Source organism: Streptomyces olivochromogenes (assembly GCF_021538895.1).
Classification (GTDB): Bacteria; Actinomycetota; Actinomycetes; order Streptomycetales; family Streptomycetaceae; genus Streptomyces; species Streptomyces olivochromogenes_A.
In genome coordinates this window covers 19,407-41,649 of record NZ_JADDRL010000066.1, presented here as the reverse complement: position 1 = coordinate 41,649, position 22,243 = coordinate 19,407, and the positions used below count along the sequence as shown (strand labels likewise).

The 22,243-nt window shown below is 69.8% G+C and carries 18 protein-coding genes and 4 tRNA genes; 10 read left to right on the top strand and 12 right to left on the bottom strand.

Annotated features, from left to right (window positions below):
- Positions 1–25: 25 nt before the first annotated feature.
- The 5 genes from IPZ69_RS29130 (at position 26) to purM (ending at position 5,083) form a co-directional block, all read left to right on the top strand.
- Entirely contained in the window at positions 26–664 is a 639-nt protein-coding gene (locus IPZ69_RS29130) for a TetR/AcrR family transcriptional regulator (RefSeq protein ID WP_235457574.1), read from the top strand.
- A gap of 10 nt (positions 665–674) precedes the next feature.
- Positions 675–1,472, top strand: coding sequence for a maleylpyruvate isomerase family mycothiol-dependent enzyme (locus IPZ69_RS29125; RefSeq protein WP_235457573.1), 798 nt, complete (start codon positions 675–677; stop codon positions 1,470–1,472).
- 88 nt (positions 1,473–1,560) lie between these two features.
- Complete coding sequence (locus IPZ69_RS29120; RefSeq protein ID WP_235457572.1) at positions 1,561–2,376, top strand: META domain-containing protein; 816 nt, start codon at positions 1,561–1,563, stop codon at positions 2,374–2,376.
- Between the two features lie 72 nt (positions 2,377–2,448).
- The gene (gene purF / locus IPZ69_RS29115; protein WP_235457571.1) at positions 2,449–3,978 is read left to right on the top strand and encodes an amidophosphoribosyltransferase; all 1,530 of its coding nucleotides are present in this window, start codon (positions 2,449–2,451) and stop codon (positions 3,976–3,978) included.
- 34 nt (positions 3,979–4,012) lie between these two features.
- Positions 4,013–5,083, top strand: coding sequence for a phosphoribosylformylglycinamidine cyclo-ligase (purM, locus tag IPZ69_RS29110; RefSeq protein WP_235457570.1), 1,071 nt, complete (start codon positions 4,013–4,015; stop codon positions 5,081–5,083).
- Between the two features lie 136 nt (positions 5,084–5,219).
- Here the strand turns inward: purM and IPZ69_RS29105 are convergent, their stop codons facing one another.
- A complete protein-coding gene (locus IPZ69_RS29105; protein WP_235457569.1) occupies positions 5,220–5,477 on the bottom strand; it encodes a DUF3073 domain-containing protein in 258 nt (85 codons plus the stop codon).
- Positions 5,478–5,767: 290 nt separating this feature from the next.
- Positions 5,768–6,871, bottom strand: a complete 1,104-nt coding sequence (locus IPZ69_RS29100) for a Leu/Phe/Val dehydrogenase (protein ID WP_235457568.1) — start codon at positions 6,869–6,871, stop codon at positions 5,768–5,770.
- 254 nt (positions 6,872–7,125) lie between these two features.
- On the opposite strand from IPZ69_RS29100, the gene IPZ69_RS29095 reads away from it, so the two are divergent.
- Positions 7,126–7,968, top strand: coding sequence for a hypothetical protein (locus IPZ69_RS29095; RefSeq protein WP_235457567.1), 843 nt, complete (start codon positions 7,126–7,128; stop codon positions 7,966–7,968).
- Between the two features lie 560 nt (positions 7,969–8,528).
- Entirely contained in the window at positions 8,529–8,735 is a 207-nt protein-coding gene (bldC, locus tag IPZ69_RS29090) for a developmental transcriptional regulator BldC (protein WP_003949541.1), read from the top strand.
- 488 nt (positions 8,736–9,223) lie between these two features.
- Here bldC and IPZ69_RS29085 read toward each other — a convergent pair whose 3' ends face one another.
- The 10 genes from IPZ69_RS29085 to IPZ69_RS29040 all read right to left on the bottom strand — a co-directional run bounded on the left by IPZ69_RS29085 (position 9,224) and on the right by IPZ69_RS29040 (position 18,642).
- Positions 9,224–9,415 (bottom strand): DUF6274 family protein, encoded by a 192-nt coding sequence (locus IPZ69_RS29085; RefSeq protein WP_235457566.1) that lies wholly within the window; start codon positions 9,413–9,415, stop codon positions 9,224–9,226.
- A 147-nt stretch (positions 9,416–9,562) separates the two neighbouring features.
- A tRNA-Asp gene (locus IPZ69_RS29080) sits at positions 9,563–9,637 on the bottom strand.
- Positions 9,638–9,756: 119 nt separating this feature from the next.
- The gene (gene hrpA, locus IPZ69_RS29075; protein WP_235457565.1) at positions 9,757–13,737 is read right to left on the bottom strand and encodes an ATP-dependent RNA helicase HrpA; all 3,981 of its coding nucleotides are present in this window, start codon (positions 13,735–13,737) and stop codon (positions 9,757–9,759) included.
- Between the two features lie 83 nt (positions 13,738–13,820).
- A complete protein-coding gene (locus IPZ69_RS29070; protein ID WP_235457564.1) occupies positions 13,821–14,132 on the bottom strand; it encodes a hypothetical protein in 312 nt (103 codons plus the stop codon).
- A gap of 126 nt (positions 14,133–14,258) precedes the next feature.
- A complete protein-coding gene (locus IPZ69_RS29065) occupies positions 14,259–15,494 on the bottom strand; it encodes a hypothetical protein (RefSeq protein WP_235457562.1) in 1,236 nt (411 codons plus the stop codon).
- Between the two features lie 22 nt (positions 15,495–15,516).
- Positions 15,517–16,506: a glycosyltransferase gene (locus IPZ69_RS29060; protein WP_235457560.1), complete on the bottom strand. Its 990-nt coding sequence runs from the start codon at positions 16,504–16,506 to the stop codon at positions 15,517–15,519.
- Positions 16,507–16,706: 200 nt separating this feature from the next.
- Positions 16,707–16,783: transfer RNA gene (locus tag IPZ69_RS29055), tRNA-Phe, on the bottom strand.
- 24 nt (positions 16,784–16,807) lie between these two features.
- Positions 16,808–16,882 (bottom strand) — tRNA-Asp (locus IPZ69_RS29050).
- A gap of 38 nt (positions 16,883–16,920) precedes the next feature.
- Positions 16,921–16,993, bottom strand: a tRNA-Glu gene (locus IPZ69_RS29045).
- A gap of 80 nt (positions 16,994–17,073) precedes the next feature.
- Positions 17,074–18,642, bottom strand: coding sequence for a metallophosphoesterase family protein (locus IPZ69_RS29040; RefSeq protein ID WP_235457559.1), 1,569 nt, complete (start codon positions 18,640–18,642; stop codon positions 17,074–17,076).
- Between the two features lie 172 nt (positions 18,643–18,814).
- Here IPZ69_RS29040 and IPZ69_RS29035 point away from each other — a divergent pair, with 172 nt between their 5' ends.
- The 3 genes from IPZ69_RS29035 to IPZ69_RS29025 all read left to right on the top strand — a co-directional run bounded on the left by IPZ69_RS29035 (position 18,815) and on the right by IPZ69_RS29025 (position 22,156).
- Positions 18,815–19,165, top strand: coding sequence for a metallopeptidase family protein (locus IPZ69_RS29035; RefSeq protein WP_235457558.1), 351 nt, complete (start codon positions 18,815–18,817; stop codon positions 19,163–19,165).
- Between the two features lie 160 nt (positions 19,166–19,325).
- Positions 19,326–19,871 (top strand): hypothetical protein, encoded by a 546-nt coding sequence (locus IPZ69_RS29030; RefSeq protein ID WP_235457557.1) that lies wholly within the window; start codon positions 19,326–19,328, stop codon positions 19,869–19,871.
- A 209-nt stretch (positions 19,872–20,080) separates the two neighbouring features.
- On the top strand, positions 20,081–22,156 hold the full coding sequence (locus tag IPZ69_RS29025) for a DEAD/DEAH box helicase (RefSeq protein WP_235457556.1): 2,076 nt from the start codon (positions 20,081–20,083) through the stop codon (positions 22,154–22,156).
- Positions 22,157–22,243 lie beyond the last annotated feature (87 nt).

Genomic DNA, 22,243 nt, shown 5'->3' with positions numbered 1-22,243 from the left:
AACTTCATCTTGGTAAGGTGGTCGCATGGCTGAGGCGATGGGGCTGCGCGAGCGCAAGAAGCTGCAGACGGCGATGCGGATCTACCAGGTCGCGGTCGGGCTCTTCGCCGAGCGGGGTTTCGACGCCGTCTCCGTGCAGGAGATCGCCGACGCCTCCGAGGTCTCGAAGATGACCGTCTTCAACTACTTCGGCACCAAGGAGGACCTGATCTTCCGGCCGATGGAGGAGCACTTCGGCGACGCGGCCCGCGCGGTGCGCGAGCGGCAGCCGGGCGAGTCCGCCGTCGACGCCGTACGCCGGCAGTTCCTGGAACTGGTCGAGACGAGGGACCCGTCCATCGGCCTCAACCCCGAACCCTCCACCCGGCAGGTGCGCCGGATCGTCCTGGAGACGCCGGTCCTGATGGAGCGCGTCTTCCTCGCCGTACAGAAGGGCACCCGGGAGCTGGCCGACGTGCTGGCGGCTGAGACCGGTGACCTGATGGTGGCCACGGTCGCCGCCGCCACGCTCAGCGCCGCCCGCAACGCCCTCGTCGAGGAGCACCACCGCCGCATCGACGAGGGCGAGAGCCCCGACCAGGTCGCCGCCGACGCGCCCGAACGCGTCCGCAAGGCCTTCGACCTGGTCGAAAAGGGCCTGAAGGACTACGCCGTGAAGGCATAGGGTCGCCGTCATGCCCACGGCCAGGAAGCGCGCCCGTACCTACGACCCCGCCAAGATCCGCGGGGCGGTGTCCGCCCAGCTCGCAAACGTGCGCGAAGCCGTCCGTGGCCTCGGCCCGGAGCAGCTCGCCCTCCCCACACGGCTGGGCGAGTGGACCGTACGGGACCTGATCGCGCACATCGGGATGGCGGTCACCGCCGTCCACCGGGCCCTCGAACTGCCGGCCCCGGCCCGGCAGGACGTCACCGTGGTCCAGTGGCCCTTCGCCACCGCCGCCAACTCCGCCGCCATCGCGGACTTCACCCGGCGGCTCGTCGAGGAGCACCCCGATCTCGACGCCTACCTCGCCGACGTCGACCGGAGCCTCGGCCTGCTCCTCGACGAGCACCCGGGCTCCCGGCTCCTCGAAACCAGCGCGGGCTCCCTGCCGCTCGACGACTACCTCGTCACCCGCACCGTCGAACTCGTCGTCCACACCGACGACCTCAACGCCGCCGTACCGGGCCTGGACGTGCCCCACGACCGGCAGGCCCTCGCCGCGGCCACCCGGCTCCTCGCCGACGCGCTCGCCGAGAAGGCGCCCGGCGGTTCCACCGAGGTGCGGATCCCGCCGTACGCCGTCGTGCAGTGCGTCGAGGGGCCCCGGCACACCCGCGGCACCCCGCCCAACGTCGTCGAGACCGACCCGCTCACCTGGATCCGGCTCGCCACCGGGCGCCTCGCCTGGCCGGACGCCCTGGAGGCGGCGCAGGTCAGCGCGAGCGGGGAGCGGTCGGACCTCGGCGGGCTGCTGCCGGTGATGTCGTAGCGGGAGCGGGCCGACCTGTCCTGACCGTGGCCCACGGGCCGCGCCGCCCCCGGGGGAACCGCCCGCCGCGCGAGCCCGTCGAATCGGCATGTACAGGCACACGCAGCGCATGGTCCTGACGGCCGTCGCGGCCCTCGTCCCGCTCGTGGCCGCCTGCGGCGCCAAGAGCGGCGGCAGCGAGACCGTCGGCAGCGGCTCCGCGGACGGCGGGAGCGCCGGCGGTGGAGCCGTCGCGGTCCGGCAGCAGGTCACCGGCGTGGGCTGGGCCGTGGACAGCCTCACCGTGGACGGCGTCACCCAGCGCGCCCCGGCCGGAGCCCGGCTGGAGATCGACGACCGGGGCAGGGCCCAGGGCAACTACGGCTGCAACCTCTTCGGCGCGCGGGCCTCCTTCGAGGGCGACCGCGTCCGGCTCAGCGACACCTCGGCCACCGAGATGGCCTGCGCGTCGCGGCCCATGGCCTTCGAACGCACCCTCGCCCAGGCCCTCGCCGGGGGCCCGCTCACCACCGCGGTCAAGGGCGACAAGCTCACCCTGACCACCGCCGGCGGCGACCGCGTCCGGCTCAGCAGGGAGGAGGACGCCCCCCTGTACGGCACCGAGTGGATCGTCACGACACCAAGTGCCGAGGGCCGGGCCCACCTCACCTTCGACAAGAAGACCGGCAGGGTGACCGGCAGCCTGGGCTGCAATCACGTCACCGCCGATGCCACGGTGCGCGACGCACGTATCACGCTGGGCAGGGCCGCCACCACCCGAATGGTGTGCGACGCCTCACTCATGCACGCGGAAAAGAGCCTGCTTCGGCTCTTCGACGGAGTGGTCAGCTACCGGCTGGATTCCCACAACCTGACGCTGACCAGCAAAAACGGCGAACGAGTAGCCGCCGTCGCGGCCGGCTGAGCGCCGGGGGCCGCGCGGGCCGGGGCACTCACCAATTCGGACCAGTGGTCGATCTCGCCTACACTCGGTGCCGTGGCACGTGGTGACGGTCGACTCAATCACGATCTGCTCCCCGGCGAGAAAGGCCCCCAGGACGCGTGTGGCGTCTTCGGTGTCTGGGCTCCGGGCGAAGAGGTCGCAAAGCTCACGTACTTCGGGCTCTACGCCCTCCAGCACCGGGGTCAGGAATCCGCGGGAATCGCGGTCAGCAACGGCTCCCAGATCCTCGTCTTCAAGGACATGGGCCTCGTCTCCCAGGTCTTCGACGAAACCTCTCTCGGTTCGCTCCAGGGTCATATCGCGGTCGGACACGCCCGCTACTCGACCACCGGGGCCTCCGTGTGGGAGAACGCCCAGCCGACGTTCCGCGCCACCGCGCACGGTTCCATCGCGCTGGGCCACAACGGCAACCTGGTGAACACGGCGCAGCTCGCCGAGATGGTCGCCGCGCTGCCCAAGGACACCAACGGCCGCTCCACCCGGGTGGCGGCCACCAACGACACCGACCTGCTCACCGCGCTCCTCGCGGCCCAGGTCGACGAGGACGGCAAGCCGCTGACCATCGAGGAGGGCGCGCACGCGATCCTCCCGCAGGTCAAGGGCGCCTTCTCGCTCGTCTTCATGGACGAGCACACCCTCTACGCGGCCCGTGACCCGCAGGGCATCCGCCCGCTGGTCCTCGGCCGCCTGGAGCGCGGCTGGGTCGTCGCCTCCGAGTCCGCCGCCCTCGACATCTGCGGCGCCAGCTTCGTCCGCGAGATCGAGCCGGGCGAGTTCATCGCCATCGACGAGAACGGCCTCCGTAGCTCTCGATTCGCGGAAGCGAAGCCCAAGGGCTGCGTCTTCGAATACGTGTACCTGGCGCGCCCGGACACCGACATCGCGGGCCGCAACGTCTACCTCTCCCGCGTCGAGATGGGCCGCCGCCTGGCCAAGGAAGCCCCCGTCGAGGCCGACCTGGTGATAGCGACACCGGAGTCCGGCACCCCGGCCGCCATCGGCTACGCCGAGGCCTCGGGCATCCCGTTCGGCGCCGGCCTGGTCAAGAACGCGTACGTCGGCCGGACCTTCATCCAGCCCTCGCAGACCATCCGGCAGCTCGGCATCCGCCTGAAGCTGAACCCGCTCAAGGAAGTCATCAAGGGCAAGCGCCTGGTCGTCGTCGACGACTCCATCGTGCGCGGCAACACCCAGCGGGCCCTCGTGCGCATGCTGCGCGAGGCGGGCGCCGCCGAGGTCCACATCCGGATCTCCTCGCCGCCCGTGAAGTGGCCCTGCTTCTTCGGCATCGACTTCGCCACCCGCGCCGAGCTCATCGCCAACGGCATGACGATCGACGAGATCGGCACCTCGCTCGGCGCCGACTCCCTGTCCTACATCTCCATCGACGGCATGATCGAGGCGACCACCATCGCCAAGCCGAACCTGTGCCGCGCCTGCTTCGACGGCGAGTACCCGATGGAGCTCCCGGACCCCGAGCTGCTCGGCAAGCAGCTCCTGGAGACCGAGCTGGCCGCAGGGCCCGCAGCCACGGCCGCGGCCGACGCGATCCGTCGCCCGTAAGCCCCGTAGAAACCAACCCGAAAGATCCCAGGCAATGTCTGAGAGCCGTTCCACCGGTGCTTCCTACGCGGCTGCCGGAGTCGACATCGAGGCGGGCGACCGCGCCGTCGAGCTGATGAAGGAGTGGGTGAAGAAGACGCAGCGCCCCGAGGTCCTCGGCGGCCTCGGCGGCTTCGCCGGCCTCTTCGACGCCTCCGCCCTCAAGCGCTACGAGCGTCCGCTGCTCGCATCCGCAACGGACGGCGTGGGCACCAAGGTCGACATCGCGCGCCAGATGGGCGTGTACGACTCGATCGGCCACGACCTGGTCGCCATGGTCATGGACGACATCGTGGTCTGCGGCGCCGAGCCGCTGTTCATGACCGACTACATCTGCGTCGGCAAGGTCCACCCCGAGCGCGTGGCCGCCATCGTGAAGGGCATCGCGGAGGGCTGCGTGCTGGCCGGCTGCGCCCTGGTCGGCGGCGAGACGGCCGAACACCCGGGTCTGCTGGGCGAGGACGACTTCGACGTCGCCGGCGCCGGTACGGGCGTCGTGGAGGCCGACCGGCTGCTCGGCGCGGATCGTATCCGTACGGGTGACGCGGTGATCGCCATGGCGTCCTCCGGGCTTCACTCGAACGGGTACTCCCTGGTCCGGCATGTCCTGCTGAACCAGGCCGGGCTGTCGCTGGACGCGCACTTCGAGGAGCTCGGCCGCTCGCTCGGCGAGGAGCTCCTGGAGCCCACCAAGATCTACTCGCTGGACTGCCTGGCGCTGACCCGCACCACCGATGTGCACGCCTTCAGCCACATCACCGGCGGCGGGCTCGCCGCCAACCTCGCCCGGGTCGTCCCGGACGGCCTGCACGCGATCGTGGACCGCTCCACCTGGACCCCGGGCGCGATCTTCGACCTCGTCGGCAGGACCGGCGACGTCGAGCGCCTGGAGCTGGAGAAGACCCTCAACATGGGCGTCGGCATGATGGCGATCGTGCCGCAGGAGTCGGCGGACGCGGCGCTCGCGACGCTGGCCGACCGCGGGGTCGAGGCCTGGGTCGCGGGCGAGATCACGGACCGCGGCGAGCACGAGACCGGCGCTGCCCTGATCGGCGACTACGCCTGACACCCGAGGGGCCCTGTCGCCTGAGCGTCAGGGCCCAAGGCCTTGTGGCCCCGGTAGGCAGCACGAAACCCGGTCCGGCGCTGAGGCCCCGGACCGGATGAAGTGCAGTCGCTACGAAACCGCGAAACGCGCTACGTCAAGCGCCGCGACGATGCGACGTGGGACCGGACTGGTCGTCCTCGTCGTCCTCATCGTCGTCGTTGTAGAGATCCGCGTACTGGGCGTACGGGTCGTCTTCCTCGTCGTCGTCCTCGAACGGCTCGCCGTTCGGCGGCTGGCTCGAAGTCGAAGCGCCCAGCTCGTTGGCCAGACGCGACAGGTCAGTCCCGCCGCTGTTGTACTTCAGCTGGCGGGCGACCTTCGTCTGCTTGGCCTTGGCCCGGCCGCGCCCCATGGCTCGACCCCCTCGGTGACGGGGCTCGACGGCCCCAGAGTCTTGACACGCGTTCATGATCTGGAACGGACTCTCTGGAGAGAGACCGGTCCGTAGGGCTTCCACGGTACCTGAGCCCACGCCCATACGGTACGTCGCCCGCATGACGTGCCTCGGCCCAGAACCCGCGGGGCGCCCCGTCCCCGCTGGTCAACCGCGATTTTAACCACTTATTGGCGGCCGACCCGCCGACGAACGTGAGAGTTCTCTCTAACTGTCCGCCGACGGGTACCGGCAAACCCCGCGGAACCTCAGCGTCCGCGTGCCGCGGCCGCCTCGTGCATCCGCTGCTCGGCGATCCGGTCGGCCGCGGCGGCCGGCGGGATCCCGTCTTCCTTCGCACGTGCGAAGATCGCGAGCGTGGTGTCGAAGATCTTCGCCGCCTTCGCCCGGCACCGCTCGAAGTCGAACCCGTGCAGCTCGTCGGCGACCTGGATGACACCGCCGGCGTTGACCACGTAGTCCGGCGCGTAGAGGATCCCGCGGTCGGCGAGGTCCTTCTCCACGCCCGGGTGGGCGAGCTGGTTGTTGGCCGCGCCGCACACGACCTTGGCCGTGAGCACCGGAACCGAGTCGTCGTTCAGGGCCCCGCCGAGCGCGCAGGGGGCGTAGATGTCGAGGCCCTCCACCCGGATCAGCGCGTCGGTGTCGGCGACCGCCGTCACACCCTCGGCGTGCTGGTCGAGGATCCGCCGTACGGCGTCCTCGCGCACGTCCGTGATCACGACCTCGGCGCCCTCGTCCCGCAGGTGCCGGACCAGGTGGTGCCCGACCTTGCCGACGCCGGCGATGCCGACCCGGCGGCCGCGCAGCGAGGGGTCCCCCCACAGGTGCTGGGCGGAGGCGCGCATGCCCTGGTAGACGCCGAACGCGGTGAGGACGGAGGAGTCGCCCGCGCCGCCGTTCTCGGGCGAGCGGCCGGTGGTCCAGCGGCACTCGCGGGCCACGACGTCCATGTCCGCGACGTAGGTGCCGACGTCGCAGGCGGTGACGTAGCGGCCGCCGAGCGAGGCCACCATCCGCCCGTAGGCGAGCAGCAGCTCCTCGGTCTTGTCGTGCTCCGGATCCCCGATGATCACGGCCTTGCCGCCGCCGTGGTCCAGGCCGGCCATGGCGTTCTTGTACGACATGCCGCGCGCCAGGTTGAGGGCGTCGGCAACGGCCTCGGCCTCGGTCGCGTAGGGGTAGAAGCGCGTACCGCCGAGCGCGGGGCCCAGAGCGGTGGAATGGATGGCGATCACGGCCTTGAGGCCGCTGGCGCGGTCCTGGCAGAGCACAACCTGCTCATGGCCCCCCTGGTCCGAGTGGAACAGGGTGTGCAGGACATCAGCAGGTGCGCCGGTTACGTCGGTCACGGTGGTGACTCCTGAGTAAGTAGCGGCGGGTGGTGACCAGCTCCCGTGCGGGTGGCGGGTGCCGTGGCATGAGCGTAGAGCCTGTGCCCGCCCACCATCCGCGCAGTGTTCAGGATCACCCCCGCGGGGCTTCGGCGCACGTATTCGCGTGGCACGATTTGCAGTGGTTTCCCGCTCGGCCGGGCACGTCACCCACGAGTCCCGTGCGGGTCCCGTACGGGTTTCGAGCCGGGTCCGGTGGGGAGGGAGCAGGCGTGCCCAAGGTGTCCTCGGTGATCGTGCCCTACGCGACGTACCTGCGCGTGTACGAGCCGCTGGCCGCCTTCCCGGAGTCGGAGCGCGGTCACTGGGCGCGCTACGCCCGCCGCCCCGAACACCCCTCCTACCAAGACGAACTCCGTCGCTCCCTGGCCGACTTGCTGCCCACCCCGCCGGTCGTGGTCCCGGTCCAGGAGAGCGCCGACGCGTTCGTGCTGGACGTCGACGGGGTGGTCTGTGTCTGTCCCTGGCGCACCCGGCTGCGCGGCTGGCAGGCCCTGGGCGGACTCGCCGACGAGCTCCCGCCGCCGGTCCTGGACGCCGTACTGCCCCCGGTCGTGCGCCGCCAGGCCGGCCAGGACTACGAGCGCTGGCTCGCCCGCAACCCGGACGCCCGCCCCTGGATCCGCACCGCCACCTGGCAGGTGCCGCTGAACTGGTTCGTGCTGGTGTCCGACGAGGAGCGGGAGTACGCCAAGGGGAGTGCCGAGGAGGCACCCCTGCTGCGCTACCGGACGCCCATGGTGCAGGCCAGACGGCGGGTGGCGCGGGCGCTGCGCACGCTCAGGGACTCCATCGAGGAAGGGCCGCTGATCGACGGCCTGGTGGATGTGGGGCGCTGGCTGGAGGAGTTCCATCCGCGATCCCTCGTGGAGCTGGACTACGGCGGCCTGGTGCACGTGGTGCCGGCCGACGCGCTGGAGGGCGATCACTCGGCGGCCGACGTCGCGGAGGGCATCGACGCGCTGCGCCGGGGCGACGGGCTCGCCGCGGGCGCGGCGTACGGGCGGCTCGTGGACCGCTGGCGGACGGTGCGGGACCGGCGTTCGGCGAACTGACGGTGTCACGCGGGTGGACCGCAGGCATCCGCTGTGACGCGTGTGACCTGAATCACAGCTGAGGAGTCGTCGAACAGCGTACCGTCATGGCGCTTAGGTCACTTGACGGGATGTTGGTCCTGATCCGGGCTTTTGCGTCAAGGGTGATGGAGCGCACTTACGCGGACCTTGCGCCGCTTGCCCTCCCTCATGCCAAAATAGGACAAGGAGTCCGGGGAGACTCCATCCGTCCAACTGTGCTCCATTCTGGCCGGAATCTCTGCATTGCACGCTTTGGGGGGTCTCGTGACTCCTGATCGCCGCTGTGACTGATCGTCACAGTGACGTGACTGTCCGCTATGGCATGGTCCATCGGCTTCCGCGGCTGATGACTACCTGGGATGGCAATTCCATCGGTTTGGCCGACGCGGCTGGACAGATGGTGTAGTTGTAGTGCCGAGGACAAGCCGTTCGTCCTATAACCGACTCGACCCGCGTCCACCATTTCGGGCAACGCGGGTCAAGGTGCAGAATTTAGAGGAAAGAACCGAGAAGGTTCGGTTCTCCCGAGGAGGCCGCTCATGACCGCTCGCACCCCTGATGCCGAGCCGCTGCTGACCCCGGCTGAGGTCGCCACGATGTTCCGCGTCGACCCCAAGACGGTCACGCGGTGGGCGAAGGCTGGCAAGCTCACTTCGATCCGTACGCTCGGCGGGCACCGCCGCTACCGCGAGGCTGAGGTCCGCGCTCTGCTCGCGGGCATCCCGCAGCAGCGCAGCGAGGCCTGAACAGAGGCCCGAACAACTGCATAACCGGGCAATGCGGCGGTCCCCCAACCGGCCGAAACGCCCGAACCCCTAGCTTCAAGCGACGCGGGACCTGCCCCAACAGGGCCCTCGCCCAGGCCGATCAGAAGTTTCTAGGCAAGCGATACAGGGTGCGTCGTAGATCGCGCTGGACTCCGCCGGGTCCAGCGCGATCTTTTTTGTGTGCTGGTCACCTGGGCGTGGGGGCCCCGTGAGCGGGCTTGTCGGAGTCTGGGGAGGGGTGTCGGATCCTCTGTGGACACCCTCCGGGGGTCGTGCAATTGCACATATTAAATTGACCCGTTGTAGGTGGGTTGTAAGTACCGCCGTTTCAAAAACTCATGCGGTGACACCCGTCACACGCCGGGGTGCTTGTTGGCTCCGGCCCTGGTGCGCTAGAGGAGTCGTGCGTTCCAGCGTCCCACGGTGGAGCGGGTGTTGGGGCCGGCCGGGTCGGCCGCCGGAGTGGATCATGTAGTGGAGGGGCTCTCGTCCCCGACGGCCTCCTCGGTCGTCTCGGGCGTACTGGAGCTGGTGGCCATCGCCAGCCGCAGCAGGCGATGGCAGATGGGGCAGTGGCGCGTCAGATGCCGGTAGGGCGAGGCGGCCGACAGATGCGCCCGGAGCAGCGCCCGCGTCTCGTGCCTGACCGATGCCGCCATACGCCACCTCCAGGGGCCGTACGAGGGGGAACGGGCCCTGCTTTCTGGGTACCGACGGAATGTGACGCCGTCAAGAAGCACAACGCCGCCCGCCTCAGGGGGGCAAGCAGAAGGCCCGCATCCGTTTCCGGATGCGGGCCTCAGATGCGGTCCTGACGGGATTTGAACCCGCGGCCTCCACCTTGACAGGGTGGCGAGCACTCCAAACTGCTCCACAGGACCAGGTTTCGCTGCGCCCGCCCGGCGGAGCCGGAGATCGGCACTGCGTGCGTTGCGCTGCGAGAAGAGACTGTACAGGAGGGCGAGGGTCCTGGTCGAACTCACCCAGCGTGCACGCCCGACTACGGAACCGCGGCGTCGATCGCCTTGACGATCCGCTTGTCGGAAACGGGGTACGCCGTGCCCAGCGCGTGGGCGAAGTAGCTGACCCGGAGCTCCTCGATCATCCAGCGGATGTCCAGGACGGAGGACGGCACGGGACGGCCCTGCGGCAGCTGCTCCAGCAGCCAGGCGTACTCGTCCCGCATCTCGTGGACCTTCTCCATGCGCGTGGTGTCCCGTTGGACACCCGTCGGCATCTGCTGGAGACGGCGGTCCGCCGCGACCAGATAGCGCATCAGGTCGGGCAGCCGCCGTATCCCCGCCCACGTCACGAAGCCGGGCTTCACGAGGTCGTCCAGCTGGGCCCGTACGTCCGCGAGGTTCGCCAGCAGGGCGGGGCTGCGTACGGCCTTCAGGCGGCGCTCACAGGCCTGCCAGGCGGCGAGGACCTGCTGCACCTGCGCGACCGTACGGACCGTCGTGTCGACGATCTCCGCACGCACCTTGTCGTACAGCTTCCGGTACGACTCCTCGTCCCACACCGGCCCGCCGAAGTCGCCGACCAGCTTGTCCGCCGCCGCCATCGCACAGTCGTCGAACAGCGCCTGGATGGAGCCGTGCGGGTTCGCCGACAGCGCGAGCTTCTGCGCGTTCGTCAGCTTCTCTGACGCGAACTTCGCCGGATTGACCGGGATGTTGCGCAGGATCAGCCGGCGCGTGCCCTTCCACATCGCCTCCGCCTGCTCCGCCTCCGTGTCGAAGAGCCGCACGGAGACCGTGTCGCCGTCGTCGACCAGCGCCGGGTACGCCTTCACCGGATGGCCGGCCCGACGCGTCTCGAAGACGCGGGTCAGGGAGCCGATCGTCCAGTCGGTCAGGCCCGCGCGCTCCAGGGACTCGCCGCCCTCACGCTCGGCGGTGGCCGCCGCGGCCTGCGACAGCGCCTGGCGGGCCTTCGGCTTCAGCTGGAGCCTCAGCGCCTCCAGGTCCTTGTCCTCGGCCAGCTTGCGCCGCCGCTCGTCGACGATCCGGAAGGTGACGCGCAGATGGTCGGGCACCTTCGCCCGGTCGAAGTCGTCCGCGGTGAACGGGACGCCGACCATGCGCTTCAGCTCGCGCGCCATCGTCACCGTCAGCGGCTCCTGCAGGGGCACCGCCTTGTCCAGGAACGCCTTCGCGTAGTTCGGCGCGGGCACGTAGTGGCGGCGGATCGGCTTCGGCAGGGACCGGATCAGCTCCGTCACCAGCTCCTCCCGCAGACCCGGGATCTGCCAGTCGAAGCCCTCGTCCGTGACCTGGTTGAGGACCTGCAGCGGGACGTGGACCGTCACACCGTCCGCGTCCGCGCCCGGCTCGAACTGGTACGTCACCCGGAACTTCAGCTGCCCCTGCCGCCACGTGTCGGGATAGTCGGCCTTGGTGACCGCCTCCGCCGACTCCCGGATGAGCATCGCCCGTTCGAAGTCGAGGAAGTCGGGCTGCTCCTGCCGTTTGTGCTTCCACCAGGAGTCGAAGTGCGCGCCCGAGACCACGTGCTCGGGCACCCGCTGGTCGTAGAAGTCGAACAGCGTCTCGTCGTCGACGACGATGTCCCGGCGCCGGGCACGGTGCTCCAGCTCCTCGACCTCGCTCAGCAGCTTGCGGTTGTCGGCGAAGAACTTGTGGTGGGTGCGCCAGTCGCCCTCGACGAGCGCGTTGCGGATGAAAAGCTCCCGGCTGACCTCGGGGTCGACCCGGCCGTAGTTCACCTTCCGCTGCGCGACGATCGGTACGCCGTACAACGTGACCTTCTCGTACGCCAGCACCGCCGCCTGGTCCTTCTCCCAGTGCGGTTCGCTGTAGGTCCGCTTGAGGAGGTGCTCGGCGAGCGGCTCGACCCACTCGGGTTCGATCCTGGCGTTGACCCGGGCCCACAGGCGGCTCGTCTCCACCAGCTCCGCCGACATCACGAACCGCGGGGGCTTCTTGAAGAGGGCCGAGCCCGGGAAGATCGCGAACTTGGCGTTGCGGGCGCCCAGGTACTCGTTGCGGCCGCCCTCCTTGCGGGGGCCGGGGTCCTTGGACTCCTTCACGTCCTTCATGCCGATGTGCGAGAGCAGACCGGCGAGCAGGGAGACGTGCACGCGGTCCGCGCCGGCGTCCTCCTCGTTGAGGTGGATGCCCATCTGCTTGGCGACCGTGCGCAACTGGGTGTAGATGTCCTGCCATTCGCGAATGCGCAGGAAGTTGAGGTACTCCTGCTTGCACATGCGCCGGAAGGACGAGGAACCCCGCTCCTTCTGCTGCTCGCGCACGTACCGCCACAGGTTCAGATAGGCGAGGAAGTCGCTCGTCTCGTCCCGGAAGCGGGCGTGCTGCTGATCGGCCTGCGTCTGCTTGTCGGCGGGGCGCTCGCGCGGGTCCTGGATGGACAGCGCGGCGGCGATGACCATGACCTCGCGGACACAGCCGTTCTTGTCGGCCTCCAGCACCATGCGGGCCAGCCGGGGGTCGACCGGCAGCTGGGCGAGCTTGCGGCCGTTGTCCGTGAGCCGCTTGCGCGGGTCCTTCTGCACCGGGTCCAACGCGCCCAGCTCCTGCAGCAGCTGCACGCCGTCACGGATGTTGCGGTGGTCCGGCGGGTCGATGAAGGGGAACTTCTCGATGTCGCCGAGGCCGGCCGCGGTCATCTGCAGGATGACCGAGGCGAGGTTCGTCCGCAGGATCTCGGCGTCGGTGAACTCCGGCCGGGCGACGAAGTCGTCCTCGCTGTACAGCCGGACGCAGATGCCGTCGGACGTACGACCGCAGCGGCCCTTGCGCTGATTGGCGCTCGCCTGCGAGACCGGCTCGATGGGCAGCCGCTGGACCTTGGTGCGATGGCTGTAGCGGCTGATCCGGGCGAAGCCGGGGTCGATGACGTACTTGATGCCGGGGACGGTCAGCGAGGTCTCGGCGACGTTGGTGGCCAGAACGATCCGTCGACCGGTGTGCGGCTGGAAGACCCGGTGCTGCTCCGCGTGCGAGAGCCGGGCGTACAGCGGGAGGATCTCGGTGAAGCGGTACTGCTTCTTGGTGAGCGCGTCCGCGGTGTCCCTGATCTCCCGCTCACCGGACAGGAAGACGAGGATGTCGCCCTTCCCCTCGCCCATCAGCTCCTCGACCGCGTCGGTGATCGCGGTGATCTGGTCCCGGTCGGCGTCCGCAGCGTCCTCGGCGTACTCCTCCAGCAGCGGCCGGTAGCGCACCTCCACCGGATACGTCCGACCGCTCACCTCGATGATCGGGGCGTCGCCGAAATGCCGGGAGAAACGCTCGGGGTCGATCGTGGCCGAGGTGATGACGACCTTCAGGTCCGGCCGCTTCGGCAGCAGCTGGGCGAGATAGCCGAGCAGGAAGTCGATGTTGAGGGACCGCTCGTGGGCCTCGTCGATGATGATCGTGTCGTAGGCGCGCAGCTCGCGGTCCGTCTGGATCTCGGCGAGCAGGATGCCGTCCGTCATCAGCTTGACGAACGTGGCCTCGGGGTCCACCTGGTCGGTGAACCGCACCTTCCAGCCGACGGCCTCGCCGAGGGGCGTCCGCAGCTCCTCGGCGACCCGCTCGGCGACCGTACGGGCGGCGATCCGGCGGGGCTGGGTGTGCCCGATCATGCCGCGGACGCCGCGCCCGAGCTCCATACAGATCTTCGGGATCTGCGTGGTCTTCCCGGATCCGGTCTCACCGGCGACGATGACGACCTGGTGATCGCGTATGGCGTCGGCGATCAGGTCCTTCTTCTGGCTGACCGGCAGCTGCTCGGGGTAGGTGACCTCGGGCACCCGGGCACGCCGCTCGCCCATCCGTACCTCGGCCTTCGCGACCTCGGCCTCGATCTCGGCGATGACGGCGGCTCGTGCCTCCGGCTTACGGATCTTTCGCGCACCTTCCAGCCTCCGGCCGAGTCGGTGCGCGTCGCGCAGCGTGAGCTCGGTCAGACGGGGGGCGAGGGCGCCGAGGGCGGGGGCGGGATGCGTAGACATACGCCGTCCAGGATCTCACCTCGCCGAAATACGTGGCGAACGCTTTTGCCTCCGGCGGTGCGGCCGGGGGCGTCACCCTGTTGTCACGGGGTGCGCTGCGGCGGCGGCACCGTCGACGGCTCCCGCAGCCGCGAGCCGTCACCCAGGGCGATCGACCTGGCGGTGTTGGAGACGGCCTTGATGCCGAGGTAGGCCGTGGTCATGCTGCTGACCGCCGTGAACGCGGCCGTGAGCACACCCACGATCACCGCCTTGTCCCCGTCGAGCCGCCACACCCCGAAGATCGCCACTCCGGCGATCGCGAGATTGCTGACCACCACCGCGAGCAGCCCGTACCGCGCCCGGTCCTTCTCCAGTTCGGTGTCCCGAATGGCTCTGGCCTCATCCCGACTCATCGTTCCCGCCCCCCAGAAATCACGGTCGACCAGCCAAAACGTAGCGCTGCGCGGTAGCCGTGCCAAGCCGGGCGCAGAACAAACCAAAACCTGAACAATCCCCCGTGGCGACGACCGTGTTCGGCGTTACTGTCCGGAGTTCCTGGCTGCGCGGAGCATGTCGGCCACGGGGCTGCCTTCGGCGTTCGGCCCCTTCTCGATCACCGCGACGTTGCGGTAGAGGTGCATGCCCTTGATCCGGGTGTCGGTGGCCAGCGGTTCCCGCGCGTCGGAACGGAGGAACTCCTCGTGGTGGAGGCCGTCGATCAGCGTCTTGAGGAAGCCGACGGTGTAGTTCGGATCGCTGAGATCCGTGTCGTTTCCGCGGAACACCCCTGGCCAGTACGCGGTGTGCAGGTCCTCGATGACGTACAGGCCGGTGGGACGCACATGGGGGAACAGGTGCCGGAAGGTGGTGATGACGTCCTGACTGATGTGGCTGCCGTCGTCGATGACGATGTCGAAGGGTCCGTGGCGCTCGGCGAACGCGGTGAGCTGCTCCGGCTTCGACTGGTCCGCGGTGACGGTCGTCAGCCGGGGGGCGTCGAGCGGGCGCTTGTCGACGATGTCGATCCCGTAGATCAGCGCCCGTGGGAAGAAGTGCTTCCACATACGCAGGGACGCGCCGCCCGCCTCGGGATCGTCGTAGCCGCCGATCCCGATTTCGAGAATCGTCAGCCGGTGGTCGCGCAGCGGGGCGAAGTGCCTCTCGTAGTGCTGCGGGTACTGGTGCAGCGCTCCCCACTTGTCGGTACCGCACCGGACGGCGAGCTCCGTCAGATCGGCCGGCTCCCGGCGGTCCAGGACCCGCACCACGCGCTGCGCCACGGCGTAGTAGGACGGGGGCGTGGCCACGCGGCCGAGAGAGCGGGCGATGATCTCGCTGCCGGGCCACTGGATGGTGCGCGTGGCCGCCGAGACGAGTTCGCGGGGTCCGAAGAGGGCCTGTGCCACCTCGCTCATCTCCTGAGAGACGACCGGCGGCGGCAGTTCGCCGTCCGGGGCGGTGCCCTCGGTCGATCCGTCGTGGACGCCGAGTCCCTTGGATCCCACCGCGATGGTGGCCGTCTGGCCGTGTTCTCGGTGGCGGAGCAGGAGAACCAGGGAGGTCCTGCCGTCCGGAAGGGGGACGACCTCCTGGAGGCGGGACCGGAAGATGATCTCGTCGAACAGTACGTGCGCCGTCTCTTCCGCACCGAGATCGTCGATCACGGCGGCGACATCGTTGTCGCGCGTGGAGGTGGCGGCGAGCAGCCTCCTGATGATTTCGGTCGATGCCTCGGCACCGTTCGGCCTGCCGACCCTTTCCGTCACCGTGGTCATGAATTACTCCTCGTGTCGGGCTTCAACCGAAAATCGCCTTCTCCCAGAGCGGCACCAGGCAACTGATCGTCTGCTGCGCCGCCCGGACGCGGGCGGCTTCACCCATTCCCACGCGCATGTCGTGGTCATGGGCGAGGGCGCTCAAAAAATGTCCCCATTCGTCGTCGCGGCGTACCAGGAACCCGGTAATTCCGTCTTGGACGTAGTCCTGATAGGGCCGCACGGCGGACGCGACCACGGGGATGCCGAGAGCTCCGCACTCGATGGCCTTGAGCGCGGATTTGCTCTGATTGAAAATATGCTCTCTCAATGGGGCGATGCCGATGTGGTAGTCGATGGTCCGGAGATACTCTTCCACGTTGGCCACCCATGGTGTGAACCGGGCGCGTTCTTGCGGAACGCCCACCATGCCGACGTAATTGACGCCGAGGCAGTGAATCTCTGTTCGAGGGTGGGAGTCGAGGAAACGGTGGATTTGCCCACCGTGCCGTTCCCAGTCCATTCGATGGGTCGCCCCGCCGCCCCAGCCGAGGGTGATGGTGCCGTCGTCGCGCTGTCGTGGCTGGTGGGCGAGGAGCCAGTCCGGAACCGCGTTGGGAATGAGGTGCACGTTCGGGTTCCACTGCCGCAGGCGATCGGCCAGTGGTTCGGTGGTCACCGTTACTGCCGCCGCGACCTCGATGTTGCGCCGAAGATTGACTCGGATCTCCTCGTCCCCGAAAAACTTGTGGTCTCTCGGGGAGGAGGGATCGATGTTCCACAAATCATCATCGATCTCGAAGACGAGCTTGTGCCCATCGGCGGCCAAGTCCTGCCACAGCCGGGTGGCGTGAGGGTGGCAGATACGTTGCCCGATGACGATCGTGTTTACGTCATCGCGTACAAAGTCCGGCATGAGGACACTGCTTGCAGTGGTGTGTCCGCGTGCCGCAAGCTCCTGGAGAGGAAGCTGAATGCGATAATATCCGCCGGCCCGGTCGGCCTGCCAACCGAAGACTTCGATATCGGTCATTCAGGTGCTCCAGAGGTCCGTCAAGGAAGAAGTGGCAAGGAGACGACTCTCCCAATTGCAGATGAGGCGTTCGAGTAGGCGCGCCGAATCTTGACTTCTCCACGGCGGTCACACCCGTCACCGCAAATGGCATTGCGGGGCCGCATACGAAAACACCCCCGACCGGAGACCCGGCGGGGGTGTTCGCCCTGGTAGGGCGGTGGTGGCTGGGGCCGGGGTCGAACCGGCGACCTATCGCTTTTCAGGCGATCGCTCGTACCAACTGAGCTACCCAGCCACGAGGCTTCCGAGGAAACCTCAGCGGTCCTGACGGGATTTGAACCCGCGGCCTCCACCTTGACAGGGTGGCGAGCACTCCAAACTGCTCCACAGGACCAAGCGTTTGCGTGCAACAGTGTCGCACACGGTCTTGCGTGCCCCCAACGGGATTCGAACCCGTGCTACCGCCTTGAAAGGGCGGCGTCCTAGGCCGCTAGACGATGAGGGCTATCGGCCCGCCTGGGCGCTTCTCAGCGCGTCGGGGACGTGAGAAGCATATGGGATGGCGGGGAGTATCGCCAAAACGGTTTACGGGCCCGAGGTCGTCGACCTCCCGGAGGGTGTCACGGACGGGGCCGTGGGGCCGGGTGTGGCCCCGGGTTGGTTCTCCTCCGGGAGGTGGCGGCTGACCTCGGCCGTCGTCAGCCCCAGCCCGCCCAGCTTGATCGCGTCCCAGGCCTGCAGCCGCCGCGTGTCCCGGTCGAAGTAGAGGATCGACGCCTCGATCGGCGCCGGGTACTTGTGCTCCACGGCCCGCAGTCCACTGCCGCCCGTGGACCCCTCCAGCCGCAGCCGAGTGCCGTACCGCATGACCTCCGTCTCCTCGTGGTGCAGATGGCCCGCCAGGACCAGCGGCACCTCCCCGTCCGTCTCGCGCGCCGCCGCGGGCTCGTGGGCGATCGCCACGTCCACCGGCCTCCCGGCCGCCCGCTGGTCGCGCAGCGCCGAGGCGAGGCGGTCCCCGGCCAGCCGCTCCGCCGCGTCGCCGCCGGGCCGCACGGCGCGGTCGGGGGTGAACTGCGGGTCGCCGATGCCGGCGAACCGCAGGCCCGCGACCGTCTCGGCCCGTCCGTCGTCCAGGACGCGCACGTTCTTCATCCGTTCCAGGTACCGCTGGGTGACGGGTGAGTCGTGGTTGCCGCGGACCCAGACGTACGGCACCCCCAGCTCCGCGATCGGGTCCAGGAAGGCGTTCTCGGCCGCCGTGCCGTGATCCATCGTGTCGCCGGAGTCGACGATCACGTTCACGTCGTACTGCTTCACCAGCGACGCGATGATCTTCCAGCTGGCGGGGTTGAGGTGGATGTCCGAGACGTGCAGCACCCGGATGGTGCTGGGGTCGGGCTGGTAGGCCGGGAGGGTGGAGGTGACGTCGTACAGCTTCGTCACGTTCGTCACCAGGCGCGCCAACTCCTTCTGGTAGACGTCGAATTCGGTGACGATGCTGCGCGCGTTGCCGACCAGGGACGGCGCCGAGGACAGCAGGCCGGAGAAGCGGGGTTCCAGGACGGACTTCGGGTTCCAGGTGGCGTACGCCGTCGCTCCGGAGGCCGTGAGGAGGGCGAGCGCCAGGCCGCCGGCGGCCAGGGCGCGGCGCGGGCGGCGGTAGACCGCGAGGCCGAGTGCCGTCGCGCCCGAGACGACGGCGACGCCGGAGCGTACGGCCAGGTCGAGCGTGCCGTGTTCGACGTCCCGCGCGACTTCCTCCTGGAGGCCGGAGAGACGCTCGGGGTGGTCGACCAGCGCCTGTGAGCGGACCGGGTCGAGCTGGTCGACGTTGACGTCGAGGCGGACGGGAGCCACGTGGCTGTCGAGCGTGAGCGCGCCCAGCGGGGAGACGTTGATCTTCGTGCCGCCGTCCAGGGACGGGCGCAGGGTCATCGTGGTGTTCATGGGGCCGACCTGGGCCCGGACGTTCCCGACGATCAGCAGGCCGAGCCAGGCGCCGATGAGGACGACGGCCGTGAGGCCGAGGGCGCGGCCCCAGGGGCGTGCCTGGGCGGCGAGTTCGAGGGTGGGCAGGGCGCGGGACGCCCGGCGCGAGCGGCTCGGGCGAAACCGGTTCAGGGCTGCGACGGGGACGGGGACGCGGACCATTGGTCCCGTATGCCCAAGTAGGGGCATGGGTATGCGGGGGCGGGAGCGATGTGCCCGTGCCCGCCCGGCCGGCGCGCGCACGGATCCGCCGCCGACCTCGCACGACTCCGCCGCCGACGCCCGCACCGCTCGGCGCCGCTCGTACGGTCGTTTCGTACCGGACAATGACCCTGTGCTGGAGATGACGCGCGAGGAGTTCGAGGAACTGGTCGCCGAGGCGCTCGACCGGATCCCGCCGGAGTTGACGCGGCTGATGGACAACGTCGCGGTGTTCGTCGAGGACGAACCGCCCGCCGACGACCCCGAGCTGCTCGGGCTGTACGAGGGGACCCCGCTGACCGACCGCGGCGAGTGGTACGCGGGCGTGCTGCCGGACCGGATCACCATCTACCGGGGGCCGACGCTGCGCATGTGCGAGACGCGGGCGGACGTCGTCGCGGAGACCGAGGTCACGGTTGTCCACGAGATCGCCCACCACTTCGGCATCGACGACGAGCGGCTGCACGCCCTCGGATACGGCTGACGGCGACCGCCGGGACCGGCGCGGAGACGCACACGAGTGCGACCGGCGCCCACGCGAGACGTCCGCGAGTGGCGTCCGCTTCGAACGGGCCGCGTGTCCTCTTGCGGGCGGCGGGAGTTGGGCACGGCGACTCCTTCATCCTCCCCCGGAGGTGGCCGCCGTGCGCCCCTTGTACGTACCCGTCCGTCTGGCCGCCACGGTGCTGATCGCGACCGCCGCCGCAGGCTGTGTGAACGTGGGCGAGGACGACGGCCGCCGGGCCACGCCGTCGCACGCGGCGGGACAGCGCGGCGGAGAGGCGCCGGACGGCGGTTCCGCGTGGTCGGGCGGCGGTGTGGGGTACGACGGCCGGGCGGGTGACGGCAAGCACGAGCACGGCGGGAAGAAGAAGCCGGGGAAGTCCGCGTCGGCGTCGGCCAGCCCGTCGGCGGCGGGCAGCGGGTCCGCGTCCGCGGCCGGGCCGGGACCGTCGCACAAGCCGGTCCCGACGGACCCGGGACCGACCAAGGCGCAGCCGACACCCACTCCGACGCCCCCGGTGACCGAGCCCCCGGCAACCTCCGAGCCGCCGCCGGTCACGGACCCGCCGACCGCCGAGCCGTCGTCGTCCGCGCACGAGGGGACGGGGCCGCAGCTGGTGGAGCGGGAGCCCGCGCCGGTGGCCGGGTCGCCGGTGTGGAGCCGTAGCGCCAGTGCGGGGACGTGACGAGCGTCTCCAGGGCTCGGTTTGCCTTGGGGGGCGGTGGGTGCGTATGGTGGTAGATCGTTTGATCCCATTTGCCCGGCGCCAAGGCAGAGCGCGCCGTGTGGCGCGTACTCTCCCTTGCCGTGGCGGACCGCATCGAGGCGGTCGTAATGCGAATCACGGAGTTGACGGGCGCGTGCCGACGAGACTCCGGAAGGTTTCGCATTCGCATGTCCATTTCCAGTACTGATCACGTCGTCGTGCCCGAGGCCGTCGAGGCGCCGCAGGCCCTCGTCGCCGAGGAGACCGTCGAGAGCGGCGTCGAGGAGACCCCCGAGGCCACCTTCGCCGACCTCGGTCTCCCCGAGGGCGTCGTGCGCAAGCTCGCGCAGAACGGCGTGACGGTCCCCTTCCCGATCCAGGCCGCGACCATCCCGGACGCCCTGGTCGGCAAGGACATCCTCGGCCGTGGCCGCACCGGCTCCGGCAAGACCCTCTCCTTCGGTCTGCCGACCCTGGCCACGCTGGCCGGCGGCCGCACCGAGAAGAAGCGCCCCCGCGCCGTCATCCTCACGCCGACGCGTGAGCTGGCCATGCAGGTGGCGGACGCCCTGCAGCCGTACGGCGACGTCCTCGGCCTGAAGATGAAGGTCGTCTGCGGCGGTACGTCGATGGGCAACCAGATCTACGCCCTGGAGCGCGGCGTCGACATCCTCGTCGCCACCCCGGGCCGGCTGCGCGACATCATCAACCGCGGCGCCTGCTCCCTGGAGGACGTGCAGATCACCGTTCTCGACGAGGCCGACCAGATGTCCGACCTGGGCTTCCTGCCCGAGGTCACCGAGCTGCTCGACCAGGTCCCGGCGGGCGGTCAGCGGATGCTGTTCTCCGCGACGATGGAGAACGAGATCCAGACCCTCGTCGACCGCTACCTCAACGCCCCCGTCTCGCACGAGGTGGACGCGGCGCAGGGCGCGGTGACGACCATGTCGCACCACATCCTCATCGTGAAGCCCAAGGACAAGGCGCCGGTCACCGCGGCCATCGCCTCCCGCAAGGGCCGCACCATCATCTTCGTCCGCACCCAGCTGGGCGCCGACCGCGTCGCCGAGCAGCTGCGCGACGCGGGCGTGAAGGCGGACGCGCTGCACGGCGGCATGACCCAGGGCGCGCGCACCCGCACGCTGGCGGACTTCAAGGACGGTTACGTCAACGTCCTCGTCGCCACCGACGTCGCCGCCCGCGGTATCCACGTCGACGGAATCGACCTGGTCCTGAACGTGGACCCGGCCGGCGACCACAAGGACTACCTGCACCGCGCGGGCCGCACCGCGCGTGCCGGCCGCACCGGCACGGTCGTCTCGCTGTCCCTGCCGCACCAGCGCCGTCAGATCTTCCGTCTGATGGAGGACGCGGGCGTCGACGCCGCGCGCCACATCATCCAGGGCGGTGCCGCCTTCGAGCCGGAGGTCGCCGAGATCACCGGCGCCCGGTCCATGACCGAGGTCCAGGCCGAGTCCGCGGGCAACGCCGCGCAGCAGGCCGAGCGCGAGGTCGCGCAGCTCACCAAGCAGCTGGAGCGTGCGCAGCGGCGCGCGTCCGAGCTGCGCGAGGAGGCCGACCGGCTGGTCGCCCGGGTCGCCCGCGAGCGGGGCGAGGACCCGGAGGCGGCGGTGGCCCAGGCGCAGGAGCAGGCCGAGGCCGAGGTCCAGGCGGCGGTCGAGGTCTCCGTCCCGGAGCAGCCGGCCGCGCGGGACTTCGACCGTGGCGCCCGCGAGGAGCGTCCGGCGTCCACGTCGTCGTACGAGCGCCGCGAGCGTCGTGACGACCGTGGTGGCCGTTCCTTCGAGCGTCGTGACGACCGCGGTGGCTTCAACCGTGACCGCGACAACCGTGACAACCGCGACAACCGTGAGCGTGGCGGGTTCGGCCGCGACCGTGGGTTCGAGCGTCGTGACGACCGTGGTGGTCGTTCCTTCGAGCGTCGTGACGACCGCGGTGGCTTCAACCGTGACCGCGACAACCGTGACGGCCGCGACAACCGCGAGCGTGGTTTCGAGCGCCGTGACGACCGTGGCGGCCGTTCCTTCGAGCGCCGTGACGACCGCGGCGGCTTCCGCCGGGACGAGCGTGGCGGCCACCGTGGCAGCGACCGCCCGTTCAACCGGGACCGTCGCGACGACCGCCCGGGCTTCCGCTCCGCCGGCCACGACCGCCCCTTCGGCCGTCGTGACGACCACCGGGGCGGCAGCACCGGCTCCTTCGGCCGCCGCGAGGACAAGCCGCGCTGGAAGCGCAACGGCTGACGCCGAGTGACCTGACAGACAAGGGCCCGTACGACTTCGTTCGTGCGGGCCCTTGCGTTGTTTCCGTCGCGCAGTTTTTGCCTACCG